Source organism: Kurthia gibsonii, assembly GCF_006539985.1.
Lineage (GTDB): Bacteria > Bacillota > Bacilli > Bacillales_A > Planococcaceae > Kurthia > Kurthia gibsonii.
The window spans coordinates 1-9,328 of the sequence record NZ_BJOB01000063.1 but is presented as its reverse complement, the minus strand read 5'-3'; the positions used below and the strand labels follow the sequence as shown (position 1 = coordinate 9,328).

The 9,328-nt window shown below is 39.4% G+C and carries 5 protein-coding genes; 4 read left to right on the top strand and 1 reads right to left on the bottom strand.

What is annotated here, in order from left to right; genetic code table 11:
* Positions 1 to 226 precede the first annotated feature (226 nt).
* Positions 227 to 697 carry a GNAT family N-acetyltransferase gene (locus tag KGI01_RS12610; RefSeq protein ID WP_141274974.1) on the bottom strand — a complete coding sequence of 157 codons (471 nt, stop codon included), beginning with the start codon at positions 695 to 697 and terminating at the stop codon, positions 227 to 229.
* Positions 698 to 843: 146 nt separating this feature from the next.
* On the opposite strand from KGI01_RS12610, the gene KGI01_RS12605 reads away from it, so the two are divergent.
* The 4 genes from KGI01_RS12605 (at position 844) to KGI01_RS12590 (ending at position 9,251) form a co-directional block, all read left to right on the top strand.
* Complete coding sequence (locus tag KGI01_RS12605; RefSeq protein ID WP_141274973.1) at positions 844 to 3,390, top strand: glucosaminidase domain-containing protein; 2,547 nt, start codon at positions 844 to 846, stop codon at positions 3,388 to 3,390.
* A 469-nt stretch (positions 3,391 to 3,859) separates the two neighbouring features.
* On the top strand, positions 3,860 to 7,108 hold the full coding sequence (locus tag KGI01_RS12600) for a hypothetical protein (protein ID WP_141274972.1): 3,249 nt from the start codon (positions 3,860 to 3,862) through the stop codon (positions 7,106 to 7,108).
* Positions 7,109 to 7,319: 211 nt separating this feature from the next.
* Positions 7,320 to 8,285: a hypothetical protein gene (locus tag KGI01_RS12595; protein ID WP_141274971.1), complete on the top strand. Its 966-nt coding sequence runs from the start codon at positions 7,320 to 7,322 to the stop codon at positions 8,283 to 8,285.
* 12 nt (positions 8,286 to 8,297) lie between these two features.
* Positions 8,298 to 9,251: a hypothetical protein gene (locus KGI01_RS12590; protein ID WP_141274970.1), complete on the top strand. Its 954-nt coding sequence runs from the start codon at positions 8,298 to 8,300 to the stop codon at positions 9,249 to 9,251.
* Positions 9,252 to 9,328 lie beyond the last annotated feature (77 nt).

Sequence of the window (9,328 nt, the reverse complement as noted above, 5' to 3'; positions counted from 1 at the left end):
TTTCAGAGGCGAATCAGTCCCTTTCGCGCGCGGATTTGTCCCTTTCAGCGGCGTGGATTCCCTTTCGCGCGACCATTTGTCCCTTTCGCGCGCGGATCAGTCCCTTTCGACAAATATTATGTCCATAAGAATAGAGTTGTCATAGAAAATTTAAGTCTCTACCGAAAGTCCAGCCTTATCGAAACACTATCCCACAAAAAAACGAGTCACTCCAATGAATCACTCGTCATAATTCCTTGCGCATATGAAAGTTTTGTAGGGCAATCTGGTTGCGTATCGTGGTTTCTTCGTTCACGATGTCGTAGCCTTCGTTTTGGAAGAAGGGGACTGCTGTGGTGCTCGCCATTGTGTCGAGGTGAATCAAGCCGAGTTGGTAAGCTTCTTTTTCGAGTTCAAATAGTAATTTTTTTGCAATGCCTCGATTTTGGTAGTCTTTGTGAACATAGATGCGGTTGATCTGTCCATCAAGTGTTAAATCAGCAAATCCGACAATTTTATGTTCGCAGCGTGCCACGTAGGAGATGTGTTCACGCAATGTTTTTTGCCAAGATTCGATGATCTCTTGGCGTCGTTCGTAAGGAGCCCATGCATTAAGCTGTGCGAGGCTGTAGTCTTTACGATTAATTTCATGTACGGTATCTAAGAATAAGTCGACAATCTCCTCTAAATCCGATTCACGATATTTTGAAATCTCCATGCCAACATCCTTTCTAACAACTATCCTCTTTTCAACCTACATGAAAAGGAAAAAAAGTACAATACTAACGTAAACAGTAATTTGAAAAATAGGACGTACCCCATGCTAAAAATATGATATGATAACTTACAAAAGGAGGAGAACAAATGAAAAAACAGTCAATTGTTATAGGACTTTTAGCTTCTACTTTTGTACTATCTTCGGCAACACAACTTATGGAACCGTCAACAGTACAAGCCGCGACACAAGCTACCTATAAACAGAGTAACACAAGCCAATTGGGACAACTCAAATCACAAAAATCACGCATTTATACAGCACCTGGCTCGAAAAAGAGTGTGGTGGCATCAACTAAATATACGAATGAAATCTTCTATATCTCAAAAGTCGCAACGAAGACAGGTGACGAAACTTATTACCAAGTAAGTCGCCATGCTGACCCGAAAAAAGCAGCACTCGGTTGGGTGAAGTCGAAGTCAATCACGCGTAAAAGTTATAAGGTGATGACGAATACGAAAAAGACACGTTACATTAAAGGAACAGGAACGGGTTACACGCGTCCGGGCGGTTTAGCACGTAATGTTATTTTTCCATCAATGGCTCCCTATAAACATAAAACCTTCCTTAATGCCGAAACGGTGAAGGTAGGAACGGCAACATGGTATCGTGGTACAGTGAATAATCAGACGACATGGCTTCCAGCGACGTCACTAAGCGATCAAAAGCTCACAACTGCGACAGAAAAGCCTGTCGTGACGAAAGTATCACTTATTGCGCAACTAAACGATAAAAATACAATACTTCAAACAGACCTAACGAATGATAAAACGAAGCAAAAGGCTGGCACGAAAGCACCTCATACATATGTGGTAAAAGAGCAAGCAAGCTACAAGAATACAGTTTACTACAATCTAGGGATAGACGGTTGGGTGGAAAAAGACGCCGTTAAAACGCATCCTTATGGCGTAGAAAGCACATTGAATCAAGAAGCATATCTAACAGGCGGTGGGTACGGTTATACGATGCCATGGGGCGCAGCGGACGATATTGTGACGAAGACGCTTACGAAGGGCAAACCGTTCACCATTTCAAAACAAGTGAAGATTGGCACAGCTCTGTGGTATTACGGAAAAACAGAAGATAATAAGCTCATGTGGGTGCTATCATCTCGCACGACAACGACAAATCCGACACCTGAACCAACACCGCCACCAGTGGAAGCACCTGTCTATCAAAAGATTTCAAAACAAGGGACAATCAAGTCGACAGCTGTACTCTATACTAACCTTGTGAAGCAGACGACACGCACATGGACGACTGCAGAGAAAACAGAGAAATTTACAATGAATCGTTCAGCGAAATTAGGCAACACGACCTATTATGAGCTATCACGCCTCTCAACAACAGGAAAGGACACTGTAGTAGGCTGGGTGAAGTCAACAGAGCTCAAGTCAGCAAATGTCCAAGAGCCGACAGCCTCATCAGAAGTCCTATACCTAACTGGACTGGGGAATGCGACGACCGTAGCAGGTGCGACGAATGCGAGTAATGTTCGCTTTAAAGATTTAAAATCATATCCAGCAACGAAGTTCACTGCCACAAAACAACAAGTCATCAACGACACAACGTATTATCTTGGCAAAATCGGTTCGAAATTTGCATGGGTGCGTGCCGACTACTTCGGTAACCCGTACCAATACATGAACCTTCGAAAAGTATCGAATATCACGCAAGCAGAGATGGAACAATTCCTTGTGAATGTGAAAGGTACGACAATCAAAAATAATAATCTATACAAAGCCATTCCTGTATTTTTAGATATGCAAAAACGCTATGGCATTAACGCACAGTTCATGTTGGCGCATGCGATCGTCGAAACAGGGTGGGGTAGCTCGAAAATCTCACAATACAAAAATAACTTCTTCGGCTATCAAGCCTATGACAAATGTGCGATGAGTTGCGCGCTTTACTTCCCAACAGGAAATGACGGCGTACAGTATTATGCAGATGCCATCTATCGTAAATATTTACGAGCAGGGGCCATCTACAATAATGGACCATCAGCAGCAGGTATGAATGTGAAGTATGCTTCGGATAAATCATGGGCGACGAGTATCGGACGCATCATGGGGAATATGAAACCATATGACGCCACTTATTATGACAAGGCGAAAGTCTCAACACTCGATCCAACACAACCTGTATTCAATTACACGAATGTTATTCCAGCAGGTAAGCCACTACCACCAACCTATCAATTCTTTGATGCAGGTATCACAGCGACAGTGACGAAATTCACAACAGTTCGCCTACTGCCATCGGAATACGGTAAAGTACTGATGAATTATAATATCGGCACAAAAGTGACAATCGACGGAACGAATGACGATGTCGCAAGTACGTGGATGCGCGTGAAGATTCAAGAGCAGGAAGCATGGGTGCTAAAATCAGATTTACAATTTACAAACTTAGCACGCACGACAACAGAAGCGAATGTCCGAAACGATGCGAGTACGACAGGTACAAAAGTTATCAAAGTATTAGACGAGGGCAAGTTCGTCAAACTCGTACAAGATACATCAGGCAAAATCGTAACGAAGAAAGATGCAAAAGGTACCGTATGGCATCAAGTTTACGTACCAACAACTAAAACAACAGGCTGGATCAGCTCAACTATCTTAAAAGTTCAATAAATGACAGGGAAGATCGTTCTAAAAAAAGGACGGTCTTTTCTTTTTGTAACAAATCCGTTACAATCGTAAATTCAAAAATATGTAAAAAAAAGATAGGATACAATCGCTATATAATAGGAAGAAACATCATGTGAAAAGTGTAAAAAGTGATATGACAATTGTTACATGGGTAAAACGTATTGGAAAATATATCCTAAAAATCAAAAATGAATCAAAAGGTATTAATGAAAGAATAAAGTGGTAATAAACTATTCTTTATAATAATAATATTTCTTTTAATCAAAATATAACTAATAAATAAATGATAAAAATGGCATTATAATGATATAGTCCTTTATAAGTGCAATATTTTGGAATAAAAAAAGGTGGAAAATCTTATCCTATTAGATGATAATTAGGCTAAGCATGGTTAGCTGACGATTTCAAACAGCAAATGCTAATCATATCCAATAAGGGAGGATTTTCATTCATGAGTAATTTCAAATTAGTCAAAACTGCAGCAGCCCTAGCTCTAGGTGCTTCAGTTGTAACATCAGCAGTAGCAACTACGGATGCATCTGCAGCAAGCAAATACAAAATCAAGTCTGGTAAATTAGTTTACGCTAAATCAGGTAAAGTAGTTAAAGGTTATGTAACTTACAAATCAACTGTTTACAAAAACGGTTCTAAACTTACAGGCTTAAAAGGCAAAACTTACTACAAAGCTGGTAAAAAAGCGACTGGTACTTACAAAGGCGCTTACTACGTAAAAGGCGTTAAAAAAGTAACTACTGGTACTTATAACAAAGCTTACTACGTAAAAGGTGTTAAAAAAGTATCTACAGGTCTTTACGCTAAAAAATACTACAAAGATGGTAAATTAGCTACTGGTACTTACAAAGGCGCTTACTACGTAAAAGGTATCAAAAAAGTAACTACTGGTACTTACGCTGGTTCTTACTACGTAAAAGGTGTAAAAGTTGTATCTACAGGTCTTTACCAAGATCGTTTATACCAAGCAGGTAAACTTTCAAAAGGTTACGCTCTATACAAATCAATCCTTTATAAAGATTCTTACCACAACGAAGGTTTAGCTCTATTCGAAGGTAAACTTTACGATGGTCCAGTTCTTAACAAAGGTTTCGAAGTATTCGAAGGTAAACTTTACAATGGTTCAGTTCTTTCAACTGGCTTCGTTAAACACGACGAAAAATTCTACAACAACGGTGAATTAGCTAACGGCGAATTCGACGGCGTTGAGTACAAAGACGGCGTAGTTGTGAAGTATGAGGTTACTTCTGCTAAAACAATCAATGCTTCTGAAGTAGAAATCGCTTACTCAGTAGACGTTGATGCAAAAACTGCATTAGATACTTCTAACTACGAAATCGAATTAAACGGTTCTAAAATTGCTTCAGCAAAACTTGTAGATGTTAAATTCAAAGGTGATAGCAAAAACACTGTAATCGTACGCCTTGATGATACTGCAACATTCTCAGCTGGCGATAAAATCGTTGTCCAAGTAAAAGACGAAGTAAGAACAGCTAAAGATTCTAACAAAAAAATTCAACGTTTTGCTTCTGACGTATTTACTTTTGAAGCTTCAGCAAAACCAGAATTAAAATCAGTACAATATGATGGTGATAAAGGTCTTTATATCACATTTGACCGTCCAGTAAAGAAAACAACTGGTTTGATCAAAGTAGATGGTAAAGTAATCAACACAACATCACTTGTAGCAGTGGAAGATACATTAGATGATAGTGAAGTTGCAGGTAACTACACTTACCGAATTTCAAATGTTTTATCAAATGAACAAGTTAAAGAAGGTTCTCATGAAATCGTAATCTTCGATGTATATGAAACAGCACGTAACAATGCACAAGTTTCAAATACATTATCTTTAACTTATACAGTAACTAAGAGCGAAGCTATTCCAGAAGTTAAATCTGTAATTGCAGATAATGCAAATAAATTCACAATTTACTTCAGTGAAGGTGTTGCTTTAGAAGATGCTAAATCATTAGTAATTAAACAAGGTAACCATGAGTACGAAATCAGCACAGCTAATACAATTGGTAATGATACTGATGCAAAAGCTTATGTTACTGATATTGGTAATGCTACAAACTCACAATATGTAGACCATATTACAGTAGTAATTCCAGAAGCTACTGGCAATACAACGTTTGCTAACCCTTTATATGGTAAAGATCAAACGAAAGCTACTTTAGATGTAACTGTAAAAGCATTTAAAGATCGTGATAAATATGTTGGTTTAGAAACAACTAAACAAGTAGTATTATCTAAAAATGCTACAACACCTACTTTATTACAACAAACAGCAAAAATCACACGTGTTACACCAAGTGATAACTCATCAAAAACAAACGGTTTAACAGTAGACTTTAACCAAGCAACTGAAGCAGTAGCAGCATCTCTTACATCAGCAGATGTAATTGTTAAAAATGCAGATGGTATTGTACTTCCAACGGCTGAGTACACTGTTACATTAACACCAGCAAGTGGATTAGCAGCAGCAAAATTATCAGTAGTAGTAACACCAAAATATGAAGGTTCTTCTGCTTACACAGTAACATTGAAACAAGATAAAGTTAAATTCAAAACTGACACTACAAATGTTGTTTCATACAATGCAGAAGCTACAAAAAATAACGAGACAACTGTAACAGCAAAAGTAGCAGATGACTCAAACTTTAAATATGTATCACAAACATTTGCTGATCAAGTAGCAGATAAAAACGTTGTGAAATTAGCATATGGTCAAGATATGGATGATTCAGCATTAAATCCAGCTAACTACACATTAGATGGTAAAGCTTTACCAGCAGGAACAAAAGTTGAGTTCTTCCAAGACAAAAAACACGTTCAAATTACATTCCCAGACCAATCAATCAAGTACTCTACTCATTACAAATTAGCTGTATCAACAAACGTTAAAACAGCTAAAGGTCAAACAATTGTAAACAACTTACGTGATCTTGGTGAAGCAACTGCTAAAGTAACATTAACAGATAATGTTTCAGGCGAATTCGTATCGGCTCAATATTTAGTAGATACAAATACTGCAAAATCAACTAAACAAATCAAAGTAGTATTTAACGAAGAAGTTAAATCACTTGATAAAGATGATTTCAAAGTATTAATCGGTGGTTCAACAACTTCAGCTACTATTGAAAAAATTGAATTAACAAAAGCTGATTCTAATGCTAAATTAGGTACAGCAGCAATTATTACTTTAGGTTCTGAAGTAAACGTTTCTCAATCTGCTTCAATTACAATTGTAAAAGGTACAGATTCAGAAATTAAATCAGTTGACCTTGCTGATAACAAATTAAAAGAAGGTTCAACAACAACTGCAACAACTGCAACAGTTGATAAAGATGCAACAGATGCAGCAGCAGATGCAGCAGCATTAGTAGCAGCTAAAACAGCATTAGCAACTGAAATTGCTAAAGTTACAGTTACTAAAGACGGTGAAGCTGTAAAAACAATTAAAATTGGAACTGTTACTTATACAGTATCAGCAAATGCATCTACTGAAACAACAGCAGGTAAATATGTAACAGCAGCTCAAGCTACAACTTTAGTTGAAGCAATTGCAACAGCTCAATCAGCACATGATGCAGCAGCGGCAACAGTAACTACTTTAAATGATGCAAAAACAACTCTTACAAACGCTATTTCTACATTTGAAACTAATGCAGTAACAAAGTAACACCTTAATCCAACTCACATTCGTTTTTGACTAACGCATGAGTGAAAATTCAAAAAGGGCTTCGTACAGGGTAACCTGTGCGGGGTTCTTTTTTTGTTTTCGTAAAGATTTGATTGTTTTGGTGAGTATCTACCTTTTTGTTAATATTTGGTTTATTCTTCGTTCTTTTTGGTATAATTTGTGTATGTACATTTTAAAGGAGGTCTTTTGTGTGAAGACAGGTTTTTCATGGAAGCGTTTATTGGTTGTTCCTCTCTGTGCGACGTTTTTAGTAGCGGCTGTTCCCGATGGTCGTGCGGCACAGTCTGAGTTATCGCCAGAGCGCATGGTTGTTCAAAATTTACCGGGGGCGTTGGATTATGTGACGGTCGCAGGTATTAAGAAGGGTGATGTGTTATACATGTATGATCATCCTTCCATGTATACACCGATTGAGGTGAAGACGGCGACGAGTTCGACATTGCAATTCTCTACGAAGAAGTTGAAGGATGAGCGTCAGACGTTGTATTTCATTTTAAAGCGTAATGGGCAGCAGGTTGGCAACTATGAGGCGATTACGACAGAGGCTCCTGCCATGCAGCAGTTGGGTGAGAGTGGTATGCATCTTGTGAATCGTTCGGGTTATACGGATTCTATCAAAATTCATGATGCGTATAAGGGTTATACGTATAGTGTATATGAAGGACAGGATCGTTCACGTATGATTACGTCTGTGCGTGCGTCAAAAGATGGTTATCTGTCAATCAATTGCGCGCTACCGAAATATGAGAATGCTTTTGAGCAAAAGGCTGTCTATGTGACGGTGCAAGCGCCAGGAGCAGAGGAGAGTGCGGTACAGTCTTTATTATTGACGCCTGAGCAATCACTGCCGATTAACGCAAAGACGGTGACAGTGAAGAATAATAAGACATATACGGACACGATTCATATTAATCCAATCAAGCCAGAGTCCATCGTGCGTGTGTATCGTGCGAAGAAGGAGACGACGTATGTGACGCCGGACACAGAAGCGTTTGAGCCGCCAGTTGTGGCAGAGCGTAAGGCACGTGCTGGTCAAACAACCGTCTATGTGCCACAGCTTGGTACAGCAGCAGGCTCCGTCTATTTAACGATTCAAGAACCGGGTGAGCTTGAGAGTGATCCTGTGCTTGTGAAGTATGCGAAAGAGAAGAAGTAGGGGGAAGAGTAAATGAAGTTATCAAAATGGATGAAGGTTGGGATCATTGCGCCAATCCTAGTAGGTTCTGTGTTCATCTGGAAGCAGCCTGAACATGTGGTAGCAGATGGCGATTATACATTGGATACGAATGTCATCGCTGTACAGAATAATAAGGGGACTTCGGATTATATTACGATGAATGAACTATCTACGAAGGATCAAGTTGCCATCTATACAGATGCGGCGATGAAGAAGAAAATCTATAGTACGACTGCGAAAAGCAGCACATTAAAAATCAAAACGAAGTCACTCAAAGATGCGGGTGGTACGTTATATGTCAGCATCAAGCATTCATGGTTATCAAAAGCAGATATTGGTAAGCTAACATATGCGGCAAGCCCGAACTATACGGCACCGCTTCAAAATACGTCGACATTGGAACTTGTGAATATTAAAGACGGTCAGGACATCTTCAAAATTAAGCGTCCGATTAAGAACGCCACATATCGCGTCTATGAAGATGCCGCTAAGAAGAAGCGTCTTCTACAAGTAACAGCTAAGAGTACAGCAACTATCTCAACGAATGTCGAGATCCCAAAAGACTACTCACTGCACATGCCGCAAACGGTCTATGTGACGGTACAGGAGAAGGGGAAAAAAGAGAGTCGTGCCATCGCCTACACATCTGTTGATCCAGAAGGTATCGCACCACTTAAAGCAAGCCAAGTTACAATCACGAATAACAAAAACTACGCGGACGTCATCAAAATTACAGGACTTCAAACAGGCGACATGATTACAGTACGCTCAACAACTCTGCCAGCCCACAACTACGTGGTCGACCGCAAATCACCAGGCAGCACGATGTACATCTACATCGACCAATTGAGCCGCAAATCAAAAACGCTCGAAATCCTACGCACACCAGCAAACGGCGGCAACCACATCAAACCGCTCCAAGTGACATATAAAGCAGAGAAGTAACACCCAAAACCCAAGTCGGGCAGATTCCCCCCGACTTGGGTTTTTTTGTGGTTGTGGAGGTGGTTGGGTGCGAGTGA

Excerpts from the sequence above, each read along its gene's own strand:
- KGI01_RS12600 (WP_141274972.1), top strand. The coding sequence starts at position 3,860 with ATGAGTAATTTCAAATTAGTCAAAACTGCAGCAGCCCTAGCTCTAGGT.
- KGI01_RS12605 (WP_141274973.1), top strand. The coding sequence starts at position 844 with ATGAAAAAACAGTCAATTGTTATAGGACTTTTAGCTTCTACTTTTGTA.
- KGI01_RS12590 (WP_141274970.1), top strand. The coding sequence starts at position 8,298 with ATGAAGTTATCAAAATGGATGAAGGTTGGGATCATTGCGCCAATCCTA.
- KGI01_RS12610 (WP_141274974.1), bottom strand. The coding sequence starts at position 697 with ATGGAGATTTCAAAATATCGTGAATCGGATTTAGAGGAGATTGTCGAC.